General features: G+C 67.3%; 29 protein-coding genes. All 29 read right to left on the bottom strand.

All coding sequences use genetic code 11. From position 1 onward, the window contains the following. Nucleotides 1-5: 5 nt before the first annotated feature. The gene (gene rpsB / locus BLW43_RS19520; protein ID WP_093256036.1) at nucleotides 6-788 is read right to left on the bottom strand and encodes a 30S ribosomal protein S2; all 783 of its coding nucleotides are present in this window, start codon (nucleotides 786-788) and stop codon (nucleotides 6-8) included. 222 nt (nucleotides 789-1,010) lie between these two features. Continuing rightward, nucleotides 1,011-1,430 carry a 50S ribosomal protein L17 gene (gene rplQ / locus BLW43_RS19515; RefSeq protein WP_093256035.1) on the bottom strand — a complete coding sequence of 140 codons (420 nt, stop codon included), beginning with the start codon at nucleotides 1,428-1,430 and terminating at the stop codon, nucleotides 1,011-1,013. Between the two features lie 112 nt (nucleotides 1,431-1,542). After that, entirely contained in the window at nucleotides 1,543-2,559 is a 1,017-nt protein-coding gene (locus BLW43_RS19510; protein ID WP_093256033.1) for a DNA-directed RNA polymerase subunit alpha, read from the bottom strand. A 124-nt stretch (nucleotides 2,560-2,683) separates the two neighbouring features. After that, nucleotides 2,684-3,073 (bottom strand): 30S ribosomal protein S11, encoded by a 390-nt coding sequence (gene rpsK, locus BLW43_RS19505; RefSeq protein ID WP_093256032.1) that lies wholly within the window; start codon nucleotides 3,071-3,073, stop codon nucleotides 2,684-2,686. 12 nt (nucleotides 3,074-3,085) lie between these two features. Then, on the bottom strand, nucleotides 3,086-3,454 hold the full coding sequence (rpsM, locus tag BLW43_RS19500) for a 30S ribosomal protein S13 (RefSeq protein WP_093256030.1): 369 nt from the start codon (nucleotides 3,452-3,454) through the stop codon (nucleotides 3,086-3,088). 171 nt (nucleotides 3,455-3,625) lie between these two features. Continuing rightward, complete coding sequence (locus BLW43_RS19495) at nucleotides 3,626-4,273, bottom strand: adenylate kinase (protein ID WP_093256029.1); 648 nt, start codon at nucleotides 4,271-4,273, stop codon at nucleotides 3,626-3,628. 78 nt (nucleotides 4,274-4,351) lie between these two features. Further along, entirely contained in the window at nucleotides 4,352-5,716 is a 1,365-nt protein-coding gene (gene secY / locus BLW43_RS19490) for a preprotein translocase subunit SecY (RefSeq protein WP_093256027.1), read from the bottom strand. Nucleotides 5,717-5,754: 38 nt separating this feature from the next. Beyond that, nucleotides 5,755-6,270 carry a 50S ribosomal protein L15 gene (gene rplO, locus BLW43_RS19485; RefSeq protein WP_093256026.1) on the bottom strand — a complete coding sequence of 172 codons (516 nt, stop codon included), beginning with the start codon at nucleotides 6,268-6,270 and terminating at the stop codon, nucleotides 5,755-5,757. A 214-nt stretch (nucleotides 6,271-6,484) separates the two neighbouring features. Beyond that, complete coding sequence (gene rpmD, locus BLW43_RS19480) at nucleotides 6,485-6,673, bottom strand: 50S ribosomal protein L30 (protein ID WP_093256024.1); 189 nt, start codon at nucleotides 6,671-6,673, stop codon at nucleotides 6,485-6,487. A 5-nt stretch (nucleotides 6,674-6,678) separates the two neighbouring features. Continuing rightward, nucleotides 6,679-7,287 (bottom strand): 30S ribosomal protein S5, encoded by a 609-nt coding sequence (rpsE, locus tag BLW43_RS19475; RefSeq protein WP_093256023.1) that lies wholly within the window; start codon nucleotides 7,285-7,287, stop codon nucleotides 6,679-6,681. Nucleotides 7,288-7,297: 10 nt separating this feature from the next. Beyond that, entirely contained in the window at nucleotides 7,298-7,657 is a 360-nt protein-coding gene (rplR, locus tag BLW43_RS19470; protein WP_093256022.1) for a 50S ribosomal protein L18, read from the bottom strand. 11 nt (nucleotides 7,658-7,668) lie between these two features. Next, nucleotides 7,669-8,202, bottom strand: a complete 534-nt coding sequence (gene rplF, locus BLW43_RS19465) for a 50S ribosomal protein L6 (protein WP_093256021.1) — start codon at nucleotides 8,200-8,202, stop codon at nucleotides 7,669-7,671. A 14-nt stretch (nucleotides 8,203-8,216) separates the two neighbouring features. Then, nucleotides 8,217-8,615, bottom strand: a complete 399-nt coding sequence (gene rpsH, locus BLW43_RS19460) for a 30S ribosomal protein S8 (protein WP_175479012.1) — start codon at nucleotides 8,613-8,615, stop codon at nucleotides 8,217-8,219. Nucleotides 8,616-8,628: 13 nt separating this feature from the next. After that, nucleotides 8,629-8,934: a 30S ribosomal protein S14 gene (rpsN, locus tag BLW43_RS19455; protein ID WP_093256020.1), complete on the bottom strand. Its 306-nt coding sequence runs from the start codon at nucleotides 8,932-8,934 to the stop codon at nucleotides 8,629-8,631. Nucleotides 8,935-8,950: 16 nt separating this feature from the next. Beyond that, nucleotides 8,951-9,511, bottom strand: a complete 561-nt coding sequence (rplE, locus tag BLW43_RS19450) for a 50S ribosomal protein L5 (protein ID WP_093256018.1) — start codon at nucleotides 9,509-9,511, stop codon at nucleotides 8,951-8,953. Next, the gene (gene rplX / locus BLW43_RS19445) at nucleotides 9,504-9,818 is read right to left on the bottom strand and encodes a 50S ribosomal protein L24 (protein ID WP_093256017.1); all 315 of its coding nucleotides are present in this window, start codon (nucleotides 9,816-9,818) and stop codon (nucleotides 9,504-9,506) included. The genes rplE and rplX overlap by 8 nt, the downstream gene beginning before the upstream one ends. Further along, nucleotides 9,818-10,186 (bottom strand): 50S ribosomal protein L14, encoded by a 369-nt coding sequence (gene rplN / locus BLW43_RS19440; protein WP_093256015.1) that lies wholly within the window; start codon nucleotides 10,184-10,186, stop codon nucleotides 9,818-9,820. The genes rplX and rplN overlap by 1 nt, the downstream gene beginning before the upstream one ends. A gap of 64 nt (nucleotides 10,187-10,250) precedes the next feature. Further along, complete coding sequence (rpsQ, locus tag BLW43_RS19435) at nucleotides 10,251-10,496, bottom strand: 30S ribosomal protein S17 (RefSeq protein ID WP_093256014.1); 246 nt, start codon at nucleotides 10,494-10,496, stop codon at nucleotides 10,251-10,253. 3 nt (nucleotides 10,497-10,499) lie between these two features. Then, entirely contained in the window at nucleotides 10,500-10,706 is a 207-nt protein-coding gene (rpmC, locus tag BLW43_RS19430; RefSeq protein WP_175479011.1) for a 50S ribosomal protein L29, read from the bottom strand. A 290-nt stretch (nucleotides 10,707-10,996) separates the two neighbouring features. Further along, a complete protein-coding gene (gene rplP, locus BLW43_RS19425) occupies nucleotides 10,997-11,410 on the bottom strand; it encodes a 50S ribosomal protein L16 (protein ID WP_093256011.1) in 414 nt (137 codons plus the stop codon). Between the two features lie 22 nt (nucleotides 11,411-11,432). Next, on the bottom strand, nucleotides 11,433-12,155 hold the full coding sequence (gene rpsC, locus BLW43_RS19420) for a 30S ribosomal protein S3 (RefSeq protein ID WP_093256009.1): 723 nt from the start codon (nucleotides 12,153-12,155) through the stop codon (nucleotides 11,433-11,435). Next, entirely contained in the window at nucleotides 12,155-12,532 is a 378-nt protein-coding gene (rplV, locus tag BLW43_RS19415) for a 50S ribosomal protein L22 (protein WP_093256008.1), read from the bottom strand. The genes rpsC and rplV overlap by 1 nt, the downstream gene beginning before the upstream one ends. A gap of 2 nt (nucleotides 12,533-12,534) precedes the next feature. Next, nucleotides 12,535-12,813: a 30S ribosomal protein S19 gene (gene rpsS, locus BLW43_RS19410; protein WP_093256006.1), complete on the bottom strand. Its 279-nt coding sequence runs from the start codon at nucleotides 12,811-12,813 to the stop codon at nucleotides 12,535-12,537. Nucleotides 12,814-12,828: 15 nt separating this feature from the next. Continuing rightward, the gene (rplB, locus tag BLW43_RS19405) at nucleotides 12,829-13,668 is read right to left on the bottom strand and encodes a 50S ribosomal protein L2 (protein ID WP_093256005.1); all 840 of its coding nucleotides are present in this window, start codon (nucleotides 13,666-13,668) and stop codon (nucleotides 12,829-12,831) included. A gap of 40 nt (nucleotides 13,669-13,708) precedes the next feature. Continuing rightward, the gene (locus BLW43_RS19400) at nucleotides 13,709-14,005 is read right to left on the bottom strand and encodes a 50S ribosomal protein L23 (protein ID WP_093256003.1); all 297 of its coding nucleotides are present in this window, start codon (nucleotides 14,003-14,005) and stop codon (nucleotides 13,709-13,711) included. Continuing rightward, the gene (gene rplD, locus BLW43_RS19395; RefSeq protein WP_093256002.1) at nucleotides 14,002-14,652 is read right to left on the bottom strand and encodes a 50S ribosomal protein L4; all 651 of its coding nucleotides are present in this window, start codon (nucleotides 14,650-14,652) and stop codon (nucleotides 14,002-14,004) included. Before rplD ends, BLW43_RS19400 begins: the two co-directional genes overlap by 4 nt. Next, the gene (gene rplC, locus BLW43_RS19390; RefSeq protein WP_093256000.1) at nucleotides 14,649-15,389 is read right to left on the bottom strand and encodes a 50S ribosomal protein L3; all 741 of its coding nucleotides are present in this window, start codon (nucleotides 15,387-15,389) and stop codon (nucleotides 14,649-14,651) included. Before rplC ends, rplD begins: the two co-directional genes overlap by 4 nt. A gap of 13 nt (nucleotides 15,390-15,402) precedes the next feature. Beyond that, nucleotides 15,403-15,711 (bottom strand): 30S ribosomal protein S10, encoded by a 309-nt coding sequence (gene rpsJ / locus BLW43_RS19385; RefSeq protein ID WP_093255999.1) that lies wholly within the window; start codon nucleotides 15,709-15,711, stop codon nucleotides 15,403-15,405. 88 nt (nucleotides 15,712-15,799) lie between these two features. Continuing rightward, the coding region (locus BLW43_RS19380; protein ID WP_132546659.1) for an EF-Tu C-terminal domain-related protein at nucleotides 15,800-15,894 on the bottom strand (95 nt) is incomplete at its 5' end.

Below are 15,894 nucleotides of genomic sequence, written 5' to 3'. Positions count from 1 at the left end.
GTCGCTCAGGCGCCGGCGGGCGTCTCCGCCGGAGCGACGTCCTCGAGGCCGACTTCCTCCATCGGCTCCTCCATCTCGCCCAGGTCGATGTGGGTGCCGAGATTGGCGGCCATGCCGTCGAGCGCGGCGCGGGCGGCAAGGTCGCAGTAGAGCGCGATGGCGCGGGCGGCGTCGTCGTTGCCGGGGATCGGGTAGGTCACGCCCTCGGGGTCGGAGTTGCTGTCGAGCACCGCGACCACCGGGATCCCGAGCTTCTTGGCCTCCAGGATCGCGAGGTCTTCCTTGTTGGTGTCGATGATGAACAGCATGTCGGGCAGGCCGCCCATCTCACGGATGCCGCCCAGCGACGCGTTGAGCTTCTCGCGCTCGCGCTCGAGGTTCAGCCGCTCCTTCTTCGTGAAGCCGGCGCCGTCGCCCTCCAGCATCTCGTCGAGCTTCTTCAGCCGCGAGATCGAGCCGGAGACGGTCTTCCAGTTGGTCAGCGTGCCGCCGAGCCAGCGGTGGTTCATGTAGTACTGCGCGCACATCTCGGCCGCCTCGGCCAGCGCCTGCTGCGCCTGCCGCTTGGTGCCGACAAAGAGCAGGCGACCGCCGCGCGCGACGGTGTCGCGGATCGCGACCAGCGCCGCGTCGAGCATCGGCACGGTCTGCGTCAGGTCGAGAATGTGAATGCCGTTGCGGTCGCCATAGATGAACTGGCCCATCTTGGGGTTCCAGCGATGCGTCTGGTGACCGAAGTGAACGCCAGCCTCAAGCAGCTGACGCATGGAGAACTCAGGCAGAGCCATCCCAGCCTATCCTTTCCGGTTTCGCCGCCGCGGGGTCTCGAGGCGTCTCCGCCCCAACCGGTGGACCGATGCGGGGATGTCTCCCCCGCCGGCCCGTCCCCTGCGTGTGGGTTGAATTTGTGTCTCGTTCGTCGCGGACCGGCCCGAAGGCCCGCCCGCCATCTCGTGCGCCGGGCTATAGGCTGGCGCCGCCGCGCGCGCAAGCCGCGCGGCGGGTCGGGCTCACGCCTCGGCGGCCTCTTCCTCGGCGACGCGGGCGCGGTCGGCCGCGCCCTTGGCCTCCACGTCGCGGTCGACCAGCTCGACGATCGCCATCGGCGCCATGTCGCCGTAGCGGAAGCCGGCCTTCAGGACGCGGCTGTAGCCGCCCGGACGCTCGGCGTAGCGCTGGCCAAGGGTCTCGAACAGCTTCTTCACCGCCGGCTCCTGCTTGATCTGCGCAAGGCACAGGCGGCGGGCGTGCAGGTCGCCGCGCTTGCCGAGCGTGATGAGCCGCTCGACATAGGGCCGCAGCTCCTTCGCCTTCGGCAGCGTGGTCTTGATCTGCTCGTGCTCGATGAGCGAGCAGGCCATGTTCGCGAGCATCGCCTGGCGGTGGGAGGCGGTGCGGTTCAGTTTGCGGCGGCCGGATCCGTGGCGCATGGTCGTGATCTCCTGTGGTGCTTTATGCTTTGTCCGGCGACCCTGCTTCGGGGCCGCCTCCTTGGGGCGTCCTGCCCGGTCTTCCAGCGGGCGCCGAAGCGCCCGCGCGTCGTCAGAACTGGTCCTCGAATTTCTTGGCGAGGTCGTCGATGTTCTCGGGCGGCCAGTCGCTGACCTCCATCCCGAGATGCAACCCCATCGCCGTCAGCACTTCCTTGATCTCGTTCAGAGACTTGCGCCCGAAGTTAGGCGTGCGCAGCATCTCCGCCTCGGTCTTCTGGATCAGGTCGCCGATGTACACGATGTTGTCGTTTTTCAGGCAGTTGGCAGAGCGGACCGAAAGCTCCAGCTCGTCGACCTTCTTGAGCAGAAGCGGGTTGAACTCGAGGTTCTCGTCGCCGGCGTGGTGCGTCGCCTCCTGCGGCTCCTCGAAGTTGATGAAGGTCCGAAGCTGGTCCTGCAGGATGCGCGCGGCGTAGGCGATGGCGTCCTCGGGCGTCAGGGCGCCGTTGGTCTCCACCGTCAGTGTCAGCTTGTCGTAGTCGAGCACCTGGCCCTCGCGGGTGGGCTCGACCTTGTAGCTGACTTTCTTCACCGGGCTGAACAGGCTGTCCACGGGGATCATGCCGATGGGCGCGTCCTCGGGGCGGTTCTTGTCGGCCGAGACGTAGCCTTTGCCGATGCCGACGGTCAGCTCCATGTGCAGCGTCGCGTCGTCGTCAAGGTGGCAGATCACATGGTCGGGGTTGAGCACTGTGACCCCCGCGATCTCCTGGATGTCGCGGGCGCGCAACACGGCGGGGCCCTTGCCGCGCAGCGTGAGCCGCTTGGGCCCGTCCACGTCCATGCGCAGCGCGACGCCCTTGATGTTGAGCACGATGTCGGTGACGTCCTCGCGGACGCCCGGCACCGACGAGAACTCGTGCAGCACGCCGTCGATCTGGATCGCCGTCACGGCGGCGCCCTGGAGCGAGCCGAGAAGAACGCGACGCAGAGCGTTGCCGAGCGTCAGGCCGAACCCGCGCTCCAGCGGCTCCGCCACGGCGGTCGCCTTGCGGCGAAGGTCGGGGCCGGTTTCGAAGTCCAGGCCGGTGGGCTTGATCAGCTCCACCCAGTTCTTGTGGATCATATCTGCTCTCCTCCATTCACGCGCCGCTGGCGGATCCCACGCCGGGCGCTTCCCGAGGATGCGTCACGACAAAAGCCCGCTCGACCTGGAGCGGGCCCGTCGTGGACGCAGGGTGAAACCTGTCTCAGACGCGCCGACGCTTGGGCGGCCGGCATCCGTTATGGGCGATCGGCGTCACGTCCTTGATCTGGGTGATCGTGAAACCGACGGCCTGAAGCGCGCGCAACGCGGACTCGCGGCCCGAACCAGGCCCCTGGACGAGCACCTCGATGGTGCGGACGCCGTGCTCCTGAGCCTTCTTGCCCGCATCCTCGGCCGCGACCTGCGCGGCGTACGGCGTGGACTTGCGCGAGCCCTTGAAGCCCATCGTGCCCGCGGAGGACCATGAGATCGCGTTGCCCTGCGCGTCGGCGATCGTGATCATCGTGTTGTTGAACGACGAATTCACATGGGCGACGCCGGACGTGATGTTCTTGCGCTCGCGGCGCTTCGGGCGGGCGGCTGGTTTGGCCATGAAGGGCGCTCCTTACTTCTTCTTGCCGGCAATCGGCTTGGCGGGGCCCTTGCGGGTGCGCGCGTTGGTGTGCGTGCGCTGGCCGCGAACCGGGAGACCGCGGCGGTGGCGCAGGCCGCGGTAGCAGCCGAGGTCCATCAGCCGCTTGATGTTGACCGCCACCTCGCGGCGCAGGTCGCCCTCAACCTGAACGTTGCCGTCGATATGCTCGCGAATGCGCAACACGTCGGCGTCGCTCAACTCGTTCACGCGGCGCGCCGGATCGACGCCCGTCGAGTCGCAGATGCTGCGGGCGGTCGTCTGACCGATGCCATGGATGTAAGTCAGGGCCACATGGACCTGCTTGTTGGTCGGAATGTTCACACCGGCGATGCGCGCCACTGCCTGTCTCCGTCACTGCTGGGCCCCGCAGACCGGGGCTGTCTCGAATGGCCGGCCGCAGATGCGCGCCAACGCGGTTACGCTCCTCGCGCGACCGATTCCGGTGTCGAGAGAAGCGCGCACTATAGAAACCGGCCGCGCCGCGTCAAGCAGCGCGGCCGGGAAATCGTCCTAGCCGTCGAGCGCCGCGGCGATGGCCTTCGTCACCGCGCCGATATCCGCCATGCCGTCCACCGCCTTCAGCTTCCCGGTCGCCTGATAGTAGGCGATCAGCGGCGCCGTCTCGGCATGGTACTCCTTGAGGCGCGCGGCGACCGTCTCGGCGTTGTCGTCCTTGCGGCGCCTGAACTCGGTGGAGCCGCACTTGTCGCAGACGCCCGGCTTCGCCGGCTTCTTCTCGGTGTCGTGGTAGCCCTCGCCGCAGCCGGCGCAGGTGTAGCGGCCGGCGATGCGGTCGACCATGGCGGCGTCGTCGACCTCCATGTTCACCACGGCGTCGAGCGCCATGCCCTTGTCCGCGAGCAGGCCGTCGAGCGCCTTCGCCTGCGGGGTCGTTCGCGGAAAGCCGTCGAAGATCACGCCGCCCGACACGTCCGGCGCGTCGAGCCGCTCGTCCACCACGCCGATCACGATGTCGTCGGACACGAGGCCGCCGGCCTTCATCACGGCGTCGGCCTTCTGGCCGACCTCGGTGCCCGCCGCGACGGCCGCGCGCAGCATGTCTCCGGTGGAGAGCTGCACCATGCCCCGCGTCTCGCACAGGATGCGCGCCTGGGTTCCCTTGCCGGCCCCCGGCGGCCCAAGAAGAATGATGTTCATCGCTCGCCGTCTCCCCCTCGCCGGGCCGCCGATCCCCTCCGGATCAGCCCCGCGCGTCCAGGCGCCGTTGACCGGCGCTCAACTCCGCCCCCGCGCGGGGCCCCGTGACGGCGTCCGCTTGCCGCGCCCGCGCAGTTTCGATTTCTCGATCAGGTCGCCGTACTGGTGCGCGAGAAGATGGCTCTGCACCTGGGTGATGAAGTCCATCGTCACCGAGACGACGATCAGCAGCGACGTGCCGCCGAAATAGAACGGCACCGACAGCTCGGCGATCAGCAGCTCCGGCAGCACGCAGACCACCGCGAGATAGAGCGCACCCACCAGCGTCAGCCGAGTCAGCACATAATCGAGATACTCCGCCGTGCGCTTGCCGGGCCGGATGCCGGGCACGAAGCCGCCATGCTTCTTGAGGTTCTCCGCGACCTCCTCCGGGTTGAACACCACGGCGGTGTAGAAGAAGGCGAAGAACACGATCAGGGCGACGAAGATCACCATGAAGAGCGGCTGGCCGCGGCCCAGCAGCGCCGAGATCGTGCCGAGGATATCGCCGCCGCCGTCGGCGGAGAAGCCCGCGACGGTCGCAGGCAGCAGCAGCAGCGACGACGCGAAGATCGGCGGGATGACGCCCGCGGTGTTCACCTTGAGCGGCAGGTGGCTCGACTCGCCGCCATAGACCTTCTGCCCGACCTGGCGCTTGGGATACTGGATCAGGATGCGCCGCTGGGCGCGCTCGATGAACACCACGCCCGCGATGACGGCGATCGCGCCGAGCAGGATGGCGATGACGATGATCGCGGAAAGCTGCCCGGTGCGGCCAAGCTCGAAGAACTGCGCCATCGCCGTCGGGAGCTCCGCCACGATGCCGATGTAGATGATCAGCGAGATGCCGTTGCCGACGCCCCGCGCCGTGATCTGTTCGCCCAGCCACATCAGGAACATGGTGCCGCCGACGAGCGTGATGACGGCCGACGCCCGGAAAAACAGCCCCGGATCGACCGCAAGCCCCTGACCTTCCAGTCCCACGGCGATGCCGTAGGCCTGGACGGTGGCGAGAACGACGGTGCCATAGCGGGTGTACTGGTTGATCTTCTTGCGGCCGGCCTCGCCCTCCTTCTTCAGCTGCTCCAGGTGCGGGACCATGGAGGTCATCAGCTGCATGATGATGGAGGCGGAGATGTAGGGCATGATGCCCAGAGCGAAGATCGCCATGCGGCCGACGGCGCCGCCCGCGAACATGTTGAAGACCCCGAGAATGCCTCCCGAGGTCTGCTCGATGAACCGCGCCAGCTGGTCGGGATCGATGCCCGGCATGGGGATGTATGTCCCCAGCCGATAGACGATCAGCAGCCCGAGCGTGAACAGGATCCTGTTCTGAAGCTCCTTGGCCTTGCCGAAGGTGCTCCAGCTCAGGTTGGCGGCGAGTTGCTCTGCGGCTGAAGCCATGCAGGTCCCCTATCGCGCCCTTGCGGGCCGCGCTCTGTTCACTCGGACTTCGCCGCCTCGCGCACGGCGCGGGCGGCGGCGCGGCGACGGGCCACGACGTCGATCACCTCGACCTTTCCGCCGGTCTTTTCAACTGCGGCGATCGCCGCAGCGGAGGCCGCCGCGAGTTCGAGCGTCACGGGCCGCGTCAGCTCGCCCTTGGCCAGCAGCTTCACGCCGTCGAGCACGCGGCGCACGACGCCGGTCGCAACAAGCACGTTCTCGTCGATCACGCCGTCGCCCGAAAGGGCGCCGCGCTCGAAGGCGCGCTCGATCGTGTCGAGGTTGATCACCGCATGGTGGACCGGATTGAGGCTGTGGAAGCCGCGCTTCGGCAGGCGCCGGTGCAGCGGCATCTGGCCGCCCTCATAGCCCTTGATGGCGACGCCGGAACGCGAGGTCTGGCCCTTGATGCCGCGGCCTGCCGTCTTGCCCATGCCCGAACCGGGGCCGCGGCCGACGCGCTTGCGCTTCTTGGCGGCTCCGGGATTGTCGGCGAGCTCGTTCAGTTTCATCGACGCGTCTCCTCTGGTCGGATGGACCGGCGCGCGTCGACGCCCGGCCCCCACGACAAGCCGCGCCCGGAGGCGCAGCGCAGCCCCGGACCGGATCCGGGGCCCTGATGAACCGGGGCGCTGCGCCCGGCCCGGTGGAGAGGCGCGCCGCCAAGGCCGCGCGCCTGTTGTGCAAGACCCCGGGTCCAGCCCGGGGTCATCGAGGCGCGCCGCTTCAGCCGCGCTCCTCGATGATCTTCGCGAGGTGCGGGATGGCGTTCACCATGCCGCGCACGGCGGGCGTGTCCTCAAGCTCGCGCTCGCGGTGCATCTTGTTGAGGCCGAGGCCGATCAGCGTCTGTCGCTGCTTGGCCGGCCGGCGGATCGGGCTGCCGATCTGCTTCACTACGATGGTCTTGGCCATTGCGATCACTCCGCCTCAGCCAGCTCGACGGCAGGATCCGGCGTCTCGACCGGAAGCTCGTCGCGCTTGGGCAGGATGTCGGCGACCTTCTTGCCCCGGCGCGCCGCGACCTGCCGGGGCGAGGTCTCGAGCTTCAGGCCTTCGAAGGTGGCGCGGATCATGTTGTAGGGGTTCTGGGTGCCGATGGACTTCGCCACGACGTCCTGAATCCCGAGCATCTCGAACACGGCGCGCATCGGACCGCCGGCGATGATGCCGGTGCCCTGCGGCGCCGCCCGCATCACGACCTTGCCGGCGCCATGGCGGCCGTACATGTCGTGGTGCAGCGTGCGGCCCTCGCGCAGCGGCACGCGGATCATCTCGCGCTTGGCCTCCTCGGTGGCCTTCCGGATCGCCTCCGGAACCTCGCGGGCCTTGCCCGAGCCGAAGCCCACGCGCCCCTTCTGGTCGCCGACGATCACCAGCGCGGCGAAACCGAAGCGCTTGCCGCCCTTCACCGTCTTGGAGACGCGATTGATCGCGACCAGACGATCCTGGAATTCGGGCTCCTCCCGCTCGCGCCGGTCCCGCCCGCCGCCGGGGCCGCGGCCGCGGCGCTCGTCTTCTCTCGCCATCTCGGCCTCCTCAGAACTTCAGGCCGCCCTCACGGGCGGCGTCGGCGAGGGCCTTGATCTTCCCGTGGAAGATGAAGCCGCCGCGATCGAAATAGACGTCCTCGACGCCGGCGGCCTTCGCGCGCTCGGCGATGGCCGCGCCAATCCTGGCGGCGGCCTCGAGGTTGTTCTTGCCGACCACGCCCAGCGTCGCCTCCAGCGAGGAGGCGGCGGCCAGCGTCCGGCCCTGCATGTCGTCGATCACCTGCACGGAGATGTTCTTCGACGACCGGTGCACAGAAAGCCGCGGCTTGTCGCCGGCGTGCTTGCGGAGTTTCGAGCGCACGCGCATGCGGCGGCGCAGGAACAGCTTGAGCTTTGTGTTCGCCATCTTGCGCCCCCTTACTTCTTCTTGCCTTCCTTGCGGAAGATGTACTCGTTCTTGTACCGAACACCCTTGCCCTTGTAGGGCTCGGGCCGGCGCCAATCACGAATCTCCGCCGCGACCTGCCCGACCTGCTGCTGGTCGGACCCGGTGATCTCCACCTCGGTCGGCTTCGCGCACTTGATCTCGATCCCCTCGGGGATCGCGAACTCGACGTCGTGGCTGTAGCCGAGCGAGAGCTTCAGCGTCTTGCCGGCGACCGCGGCGCGATAACCGACGCCGACGATCTCGAGCTCCTTCTTGAAGCCTTCGGTGACGCCCTGCGCCAGGTTGGCGATCTGCGTGCGCGTCATGCCCCATTGCTGGCGCGCGCGCTTGCTGTCGCCGCGCGGACGCACGGTGATCACGGTGCCGTCGAGCAACACGTCCACGTCGTCCGTGGCGGTGAACACGCGCACGCCCTTGGGGCCCTTCGCCTCGACCTTCTGGCCGGAGACCTTCCATTCGACGCCCTTCGGGGCTTCGATGGGCTTCTTGCCGATACGTGACATGATCCCGGGCCTCCTCAGAACACCGTGCAGAGCACTTCGCCGCCGACATTGTCGGCGCGTGCCTGCGCGTCGGACATCACACCGCGCGACGTCGAGACGATCGCCACGCCCAGCCCGTTGCGGACCGAGGGCAGACCATCGACGCCGGAGTAGTTGCGGCGGCCGGGGGTCGAGATCCGCTTAAGTTCGCGGATCACCGGCCTGCCGTCGAAATACTTGAGGCTGATCTCGTACTCGGGCTTGTGGTCGCCCTTGTCGATGACTTCGAAGCCGCGGATGTAGCCCTCCGCCTGCAGCACTTCCAGCACGCGGCCGCGCAGCTTGGAGGCCGGCGTCCTGACGGTGGACTTGTTGCGCATCTGGGCGTTGCGGATGCGGGTCAGCATATCGCCGAGAGGATCGTTCATGCTCATCTGTCGCCCTCCCTCACCAGCTCGACTTGACCATGCCGGGAACCTGGCCGACGGAGGCGAGGTCCCGCAGCGCGATGCGGCTCATCTTCAGCTTGCGATAATAGGCCTTCGGACGACCCGAGACCTCGCAGCGGTTGTGCAGCCGGGTCGGCGACGAGTTGCGAGGCAGCTTGGCGAGCTTCAGGCGCGCCTTGAAGCGCTCCTCCATCGGCAGGTCGGTGTTGGCCGCCGTTTCCTTGAGGCGCGCGCGCTGACCGGCGTACTTCTTGACGAGGGCGACGCGCTTTTCCTGGCGCTGGATCATGCTTGTCTTGGCCATGTATCTATCCCCCCGCTCAGGTCCGGAACGGCATGTTGAAATGCTTCAGCAGCGCCCGGGCCTCGTCGTCCGTCCTGGCCGTGGTGCAGATGATGATGTCCATGCCCCACATCTGATCGATCTTGTCGTATTCGATCTCGGGGAACACGATGTGCTCGCGAATGCCCATGGCGTAGTTGCCGCGACCGTCGAAGCTCTTTGGGTTCACGCCGCGGAAGTCGCGGATGCGCGGCATCGCCACCGTGATCAGACGGTCGAGGAAGTCGTACATACGGGCCGCGCGCAAAGTCACCTTCACGCCGAGCGGCATCTCCTCGCGCACCTTGAAGCCGGCGATGGAGTTCTTCGCCTTGGTGATGACCGGCTTCTGGCCGGCGATCTTCATCAGATCGTCGTGCGCGGTCTTGATCTTCTTGCTGTCGCCGACGGCCTCGCCGACGCCCATGTTGAGCACGATCTTGTCGAGCTTCGGCGCCATCATCGCGTTCTTGTAGGAGAACTCCGAGATCATCGCCGGCTTGATCGTGCCGTCGTAGAGCGCGCGCAGCCGCGGGACGTATCCGGTTTCGTCAAGCATCGATGACCTCCCCCGACTTCTTGGCGAAGCGGACCTTCTTGCCCTCGACCATCCTGAAGCCGACGCGGGTCGGGCCGCCCTCTTTCGGGTCGATCAGCGCCAGGTTGCTCAGCTGGATCGGCGCATCCTTGGGGATGCGGCCTCCCTGCGAGCCCTGGCTCTGCTTGGTGTGCCGGATCACGGTGTTCACGCCGCCGACGACGGCGCGGCCCTCGGACGGCATGACCTTGAGGATCTCGCCTTCCTTGCCCTTGTCGCGCCCCGTGAGCACGACGACCTTGTCGCCCTTCTTGAGCTTCGCGGCCATCACAGCACCTCCGGCGCGAGCGAAATGATTTTCATGAAGTTCTTGGCGCGCAGTTCGCGCACCACCGGGCCGAAGATGCGCGTACCAATCGGCTCGTTGTTGTTGTTGATGATGACCGCGGCGTTGCCGTCGAAACGGATTGCGGTGCCGTCGTCGCGGCGCACTTCCTTGGCGGTACGGACGATGACGGCCTTGCGGACGTCGCCCTTCTTAACGCGACCGCGCGGAATGGCTTCCTTAACGGAAACAACGATGATGTCGCCGACCGACGCATACTTGCGCTTCGCGCCGCCGAGCACCTTGATGCACTGCACGCGCCGGGCGCCGGAATTGTCGGCGACTTCCAGATTCGTCTGCATCTGGATCATGGATCAGCTCCTGACCTTCGGGGACACGGCCCCGGGGTTTCACGAGCCGGAAAATGGAGAGGGGTCAGGCCTCTGCGGCCGCGTCCGTCACCAGCTCCCAGCACTTGTTCTTCGAAATCGGGCGGCACTCGACGATGCGGACCGTCTGGCCCACCTTGGCGATGTTGCCTTCGTCATGCGCGCGGTACTTCTTGGAGGATCGCACCACCTTCTTCATCAGCGGATGCGTGAAGCGCCGCTCGACGAGGACCGTGATGGTCTTCTCGTTCTTGTCGCTGACGACCGTGCCCTGGAGAATGCGCTTGGGCATGGATCAGGCCTCCGCGGCCGCAGCGGCGGCCTTCTGGTTGAGCACGGTCAGCACGCGCGCCGCGTCGCGACGCACCGCCTTGAAGCGCGCGGTGTTCTCCAGCTGCCCGGTGGCCTGCTGGAAGCGCAGGTTGAAGGACTCCTTCTTAAGCTGCGCGAGATCCTCGCGAAGCTGGTCCGGCGTCTTGTCCCGCAGATCCTTGGCGTTCATCGCCATCTTTCCTTTTCAAACATCACCGGCGAGCCCCACAGGCGACGGATCGCCGGGTCACCCTGATTCCGGTGGGATCGTAGATGAGCGGCTTCCCTACAGGCTGCGCGGCGGCAAGGCAAGCACGGTCGCGGCGTTCGGGGGGCGGCGCCGCGGAATTTCTCGGCGAGCCAGCCCCCCTGCGCCACAGGGAGCGTCCGAGAAGGACCGCGAAGCAGAAACCCCACCTTTCGGCGGGGCTCAGACATCTCGTAGTCGGACCTTTCGGCCAGCCGGAAGGCGATCGGAGATCACCAGTCCTCGCGCTGAACGAAGCGGGTCTTGACCGGCAGCTTCATCGCCGCGAGGCGCAGCGCCTCCTCGGCGATCGGCAGCGGCACGCCGTCGATCTCGAACATGATGCGACCGGGCTTCACCTTGGCCGCCCAGTACTCGACCGAGCCCTTGCCCTTGCCCATGCGGACCTCAGTGGGCTTCTGCGTCACCGGCACGTCGGGGAAGATGCGGATCCAGACCCGCCCCTGGCGCTTCATGTGGCGCGTCATGGCGCGGCGGGCGGCCTCGATCTGGCGCGCGGTCACGCGCTCGGGCTCGACCGCCTTCAGGCCGTACTCGCCGAAGTTGAGGGCGGTGCCGCCCTTCGCCTCGCCGTGCATGCGACCCTTGAACTGCTTGCGGAACTTCGTCCGTTTCGGCGACAGCATCGCTCTACTCCCTCACAAGCCGTCAGCGCTGCGGGCGCGGACCACGGTCCCCGCCGCCACCGCGGCCGCCGGCCTGCTGAAATTCCTCCTGACGACGATCGTGCGCCGCCGGATCGTGCTCCATGATCTCGCCCTTGAAGATCCAGACCTTGATCCCGCAGATGCCATAGGCCGTCTTGGCCTCCGCGTGGGCGTAATCGATGTCCGCGCGCAGCGTGTGCAGCGGCACGCGGCCTTCGCGATACCACTCCGTGCGCGCAATCTCGGCGCCGCCCAGACGGCCGGCGGCGTTGATGCGGATGCCCTGCGCCCCCATCTTCATGGCGTTCTGCACGGCGCGCTTCAGCGCGCGGCGGAAGCCGACGCGGCGCTCGAGCTGCTGGGCGATGTTCTCGGCCACCAGCTGCGCGTCGACCTCCGGCTTGCGGATCTCGACGATGTTGAGGTGCAGCTCCGACGCCGTGAACTTGGCGATCTTCTGCCGCAGCTTCTCGATGTCGGCGCCCTTCTTGCCGATGATCACGCCCGGCCGCGCGGAGTGGATCGTCACCCGGCACTTCCTGTGCGGGCGCTCGATCACGACGCGGCTGACGCCGGCCTGGGCGCATTCCTTCTTCACGAACTCACGGATCTTGATGTCTTCGTGAAGAAGCTCGCCGTACTCCTTGCCGTCGGCGAACCAGCGGCTGTCCCAGGTGCGGTTGACCTGCAGGCGCAGGCCGATCGGATTGACTTTATGTCCCATCAGGCCTGCTCCTCCTGGCGAACCTTGATCGTGAGCTGGCTGAACGGCTTCATGATCTTGCCATAGCGGCCGCGGGCGCGGGGGCTGCCGCGCTTCATCACGAGGTTCTTGCCCACCCAGGCCTCGGCGACGATGAGATCATCGACGTCGAGGTTGTGATTGTTCTCGGCGTTCGCAATCGCGCTCTGCAGCGTCTTCTTCACATCAGCGGCGATGCGCTTCTTGCTGAAGGTGAGATCGGCGAGCGCCTTGGCGACCGGCTTCTTGCGGATGAGCGCCGCGACGAGGTTAAGCTTCTGCGGACTTGTCCGCAGCATCTTGCTCACCGCCATCGCCTCGTTGTCCGCGGCGCGGCGCGGGTTCGGTTCCTGACCCATGATTACCTCCGCTTCGCCTTTTTATCGGCGGCGTGGCCGTAATATGTGCGCGTCGGCGAGAACTCGCCGAACTTGTGGCCGATCATGTCCTCGGACACCGCCACCGGAATGTGCTTCTTGCCGTTGTAGACGCCGAACGTGAGTCCGACAAACTGCGGCAGGATGGTCGAGCGGCGCGACCAGATCTTGATCACGTCGTTTCGTCCCGAAGCGCCGGCTTTTTCGGCCTTCTTCAGAACGTGGGCGTCGACGAACGGGCCCTTCCAGACGGAACGCGGCATGCTTCCGGGCCCCCTTTACCGTTTGCCCTTGCGCGCGTGGCGCGAGCGGAGAATGAGCTTGTCGGTCGCCTTGTTGGAGCGCGTCTTGCGCCCCTTCGTCGGCTTGCCCCACGGGGTGACCGGGTGACGGCCGCCCGAGGTGCGGCCTTCGCCGCCGCCATGCGGGTGGTCGATCGGGTTCATCACGACGCCGCGGACCGACGGGCGCTTGCCCATGTGCCGCACGCGCCCCGCCTTGCCGAGGTTCTGGTTGCTGTTGTCGGGGTTCGAGACCGCACCCACCGTCGCGATGCACTCCTGGCGCACGAGGCGCAGTTCGCCCGAGGTAAGGCGCAGCTGCGCGTATCCGCCGCCGCGGCCCACGAACTGGGCGTAGGAGCCCGCCGCGCGCGCGATCTGGCCGCCCTTGCCGGGCTTCATCTCCACATTGTGGACGATGGTGCCGATCGGCATGCCGGCCAGCGGCATCGCGTTGCCGGGCTTCACGTCGACCTTCTCGCCGGCCACCACGCTGTCGCCGACGGCAAGCCGCTGCGGTGCAAGGATGTAGGCCTGCTCACCGTCCTGATACCTGACCAGCGCGATGAACGCCGTGCGGTTGGGGTCGTACTCGATCCGCTCGACGGTCGCGGGCATGTCCCACTTCCGCCGCTTGAAGTCCACGATGCGATAGAGCCGCTTGGCTCCGCCGCCGATCCGACGCGCCGTGATCCGCCCGGTGTTGTTCCGGCCGCCGTGCCGATGAAGACCCTCGGTGAGGGACTTGACGGGACGGCCTTTCCAGAGTTCCGAACGGTCGATCAGAACCAGCCCGCGCTGGCCCGGCGTCGTTGGTTTGTATGATTTCAACGCCATCTTGCTGTCTTCCGTTGTCCGTTAAGGGTGCGGCGACCGGTCAGAGACCGGTCGTCACGTCGATGGTCTGGCCGTCCTCGAGGGTGACGTAGGCCTTCTTGCGATCGTTGCGCACGCCGAGGCGGCCCTTGAAACGCTTGACCTTGCCCTTCTGGAGGGCGGTGTTGACCGCCTTCACCTTCACGCCGAACAGCGCCTCGACCGCCTGTTTGATCTCGGTCTTGTTCGCGTCCTTGGCGACCTCGAACACCACAGCGCCGGCCTCCGACGCCATCGTGGCCTTCTCGGTGATGATGGGACGCCGGATGGCGTCGTAGTGCTTCGGGCTCGCGCTCACGATGCGGCCTCCCCGGTCTGGCTTTCGCCGTTCAGACGCGCCTCGAGGGCGGCGGCGCCGGCGCGGGTCAGCACCAGCGTGTCGCGCTTCAGGATGTCGTAGACGTTGGCGCCCTGGCTCGGCAGGATGTCGATGCCCTCGATGTTGCGCGAGGCCAGCAGGAAGTTCGCGTCGACCTCGGGCCCGTCGATGACCAGCGCCCGCTTCCAGCCGCGATCCTTCAGCTTCGCGATCAGCGCCTTGGTCTTGGGCGCGTCAAGGCGGGCCTCGTCGATCACCACGATGGCGTCGTCGCGCATCTTGGACGACAGCGCCATCTTGAGACCCAGCGCGCGGACCTTCTTCTGGAGGTCATGCGCGTGGCTCCGCGGCACGGGCACCTTGTAGCCGCCGCCATGCCGGAAGATCGGCGCGCCCTTGGAGCCGTGGCGAGCGCCGCCGGAGCCCTTCTGGCGCACGATCTTCTTGGTGGAGTAGTTCATCTCCGACCGGGTCTTGGCGTGGTGCGTGCCGGCCTGACGCTTGGCGAGCTGCCAGCGCACGACGCGGTGCAGGATGTCCGCGCGCGGCTCGACGCCGAACACGGCCTCGCTCAGCTCGACCTCGCCCGCAGGCTGGCCGTCAAGCGTGATCGCCTCGCGCTTCATGCTTCGGTCCCTTCCGTCTCGCCCGCAGGCGCGTCGACCTGAGCCCCGGCCTGAGACCCGGCGGCGGCGCGGATGGCGGCGGGCATCGGCAGGCCGTCAGGGGCCTTCCGCTTCACCGCGTCGCGCACCGTCACCCAGCCGCCGCGCGAACCCGGCACCGCGCCCTTGATCATGATGAGGCCGCGCTCGGGGTCCGTCCTGACCACGCGCAGGTTCTGCGTCGTGATCCTGGCGGCGCCCATGTGGCCGGCCATCTTCTTGCCCTTCCACACCTTGCCCGGATCCTGGCACTGGCCCGTCGACCCATGCGAGCGGTGGCTGATCGACACGCCGTGCGAGGCGCGCAGACCACCGAAGTTCCACCGCTTCATAGCGCCGGCGAAGCCCTTGCCGATGCTGGTGCCCGACACGTCGACGTGCTGGCCCTCGATGAAGTGGTCGGCGGTGATCTCCGCGCCCACGTCGATGAGGTTCTCGGGCGCGACGCGGAACTCGCAGATCTTGCGCTTCGGCGCGACCTTGGCCACGGCGAAGTGGCCGCGCATCGGCTGCGTCACGTTCTTGGGCTTCGCCGCGCCGGCGCCGAGCTGGACGGCGGTGTAGCCGTCGCGCTCAGCCGTGCGCTGGGCGACGACCTGAACCTCTTCCATCTGCAGCACCGTGACCGGCACCTGCCGACCGTCGGGCATGAACAGCCGGGTCATGCCCAGCTTCTTGGCGATCACTCCGGAGCGCATCTCGGTAGCCCCCTCAGATCCGGATTTCGACATCGACGCCGGCGGCGAGGTCGAGCTTCATCAGCGCGTCCACGGTCTGCGGCGTCGGGTCCACGATGTCGAGCAGCCGCTTGTGGGTGCGGATCTCGAACTGCTCGCGGCTCTTCTTGTCAACGTGAGGCCCACGGAGAACCGTGAACTTCTCGATCTTGGTGGGCAGCGGGATCGGCCCGCGCACCTCGGCGCCCGTGCGCTTGGCGGTGTTGACGATCTCCAGCGTGCTCTGGTCGAGCACGCGGTGATCGAACGCCTTCAGCCGGATGCGGATGTTCTGACTTTGCATCTTCGCCTCTCTGGGCCTTCTCGTTCGGACCGGCCGAAATGACGCGCGGGCCGGGGGACGGGCCCCCGGCCCGCGCGGATAGTGTTGATTACTCGATGATCTTGGAGACGACGCCGGCGCCGACGGTGCGGCCGCCTTCGCGGATGGCGAAGCGGAGCTTCTCCTCCATGGCGATCGGCGCGA

The sequence above is a fragment of the Rubrimonas cliftonensis genome, from assembly GCF_900107585.1.
Classification (GTDB): domain Bacteria; phylum Pseudomonadota; class Alphaproteobacteria; order Rhodobacterales; family Rhodobacteraceae; genus Rubrimonas; species Rubrimonas cliftonensis.
This window is presented reverse-complemented; position numbering and strand designations above follow the sequence as displayed.

Coding starts and splice junctions, on each gene's coding strand:
- rplB (WP_093256005.1), bottom strand. CDS start 13,668: ATGGCGTTGAAATCATACAAACCAACGACGCCGGGCCAGCGCGGGCTG.
- rplC (WP_093256000.1), bottom strand. CDS start 15,389: ATGCGCTCCGGAGTGATCGCCAAGAAGCTGGGCATGACCCGGCTGTTC.
- rplO (WP_093256026.1), bottom strand. CDS start 6,270: ATGAAACTGAACGAGCTCGCCGACAATCCCGGAGCCGCCAAGAAGCGC.
- rpmD (WP_093256024.1), bottom strand. CDS start 6,673: ATGGCCAAGACCATCGTAGTGAAGCAGATCGGCAGCCCGATCCGCCGG.
- rpsN (WP_093256020.1), bottom strand. CDS start 8,934: ATGGCCAAGACAAGCATGATCCAGCGCCAGGAAAAGCGCGTCGCCCTC.
- rpmC (WP_175479011.1), bottom strand. CDS start 10,706: ATGAACGCCAAGGATCTGCGGGACAAGACGCCGGACCAGCTTCGCGAG.
- BLW43_RS19495 (WP_093256029.1), bottom strand. CDS start 4,273: ATGAACATCATTCTTCTTGGGCCGCCGGGGGCCGGCAAGGGAACCCAG.
- rpsQ (WP_093256014.1), bottom strand. CDS start 10,496: ATGCCCAAGCGCATTCTCCAGGGCACGGTCGTCAGCGACAAGAACGAG.
- rplN (WP_093256015.1), bottom strand. CDS start 10,186: ATGATCCAGATGCAGACGAATCTGGAAGTCGCCGACAATTCCGGCGCC.
- rpsK (WP_093256032.1), bottom strand. CDS start 3,073: ATGGCCAAACCAGCCGCCCGCCCGAAGCGCCGCGAGCGCAAGAACATC.
- secY (WP_093256027.1), bottom strand. CDS start 5,716: ATGGCTTCAGCCGCAGAGCAACTCGCCGCCAACCTGAGCTGGAGCACC.
- rplX (WP_093256017.1), bottom strand. CDS start 9,818: ATGGCCGCGAAGCTCAAGAAGGGCGACAAGGTCGTCGTGCTCACGGGG.
- rpsH (WP_175479012.1), bottom strand. CDS start 8,615: ATGAGCATGAACGATCCTCTCGGCGATATGCTGACCCGCATCCGCAAC.
- rplD (WP_093256002.1), bottom strand. CDS start 14,652: ATGAAGCGCGAGGCGATCACGCTTGACGGCCAGCCTGCGGGCGAGGTC.
- rpsJ (WP_093255999.1), bottom strand. CDS start 15,711: ATGCAAAGTCAGAACATCCGCATCCGGCTGAAGGCGTTCGATCACCGC.
- rpsE (WP_093256023.1), bottom strand. CDS start 7,287: ATGGCGAGAGAAGACGAGCGCCGCGGCCGCGGCCCCGGCGGCGGGCGG.
- rpsB (WP_093256036.1), bottom strand. CDS start 788: ATGGCTCTGCCTGAGTTCTCCATGCGTCAGCTGCTTGAGGCTGGCGTT.
- rplP (WP_093256011.1), bottom strand. CDS start 11,410: ATGCTGTCGCCGAAACGGACGAAGTTCCGCAAGCAGTTCAAGGGTCGC.
- rpsS (WP_093256006.1), bottom strand. CDS start 12,813: ATGCCGCGTTCCGTCTGGAAGGGCCCGTTCGTCGACGCCCACGTTCTG.
- rplQ (WP_093256035.1), bottom strand. CDS start 1,430: ATGCGCCACGGATCCGGCCGCCGCAAACTGAACCGCACCGCCTCCCAC.
- rplR (WP_093256022.1), bottom strand. CDS start 7,657: ATGGCGAACACAAAGCTCAAGCTGTTCCTGCGCCGCCGCATGCGCGTG.
- rplE (WP_093256018.1), bottom strand. CDS start 9,511: ATGCTTGACGAAACCGGATACGTCCCGCGGCTGCGCGCGCTCTACGAC.
- rplF (WP_093256021.1), bottom strand. CDS start 8,202: ATGTCACGTATCGGCAAGAAGCCCATCGAAGCCCCGAAGGGCGTCGAA.
- rpsC (WP_093256009.1), bottom strand. CDS start 12,155: ATGGGACATAAAGTCAATCCGATCGGCCTGCGCCTGCAGGTCAACCGC.
- rplV (WP_093256008.1), bottom strand. CDS start 12,532: ATGGGTCAGGAACCGAACCCGCGCCGCGCCGCGGACAACGAGGCGATG.
- BLW43_RS19510 (WP_093256033.1), bottom strand. CDS start 2,559: ATGATCCACAAGAACTGGGTGGAGCTGATCAAGCCCACCGGCCTGGAC.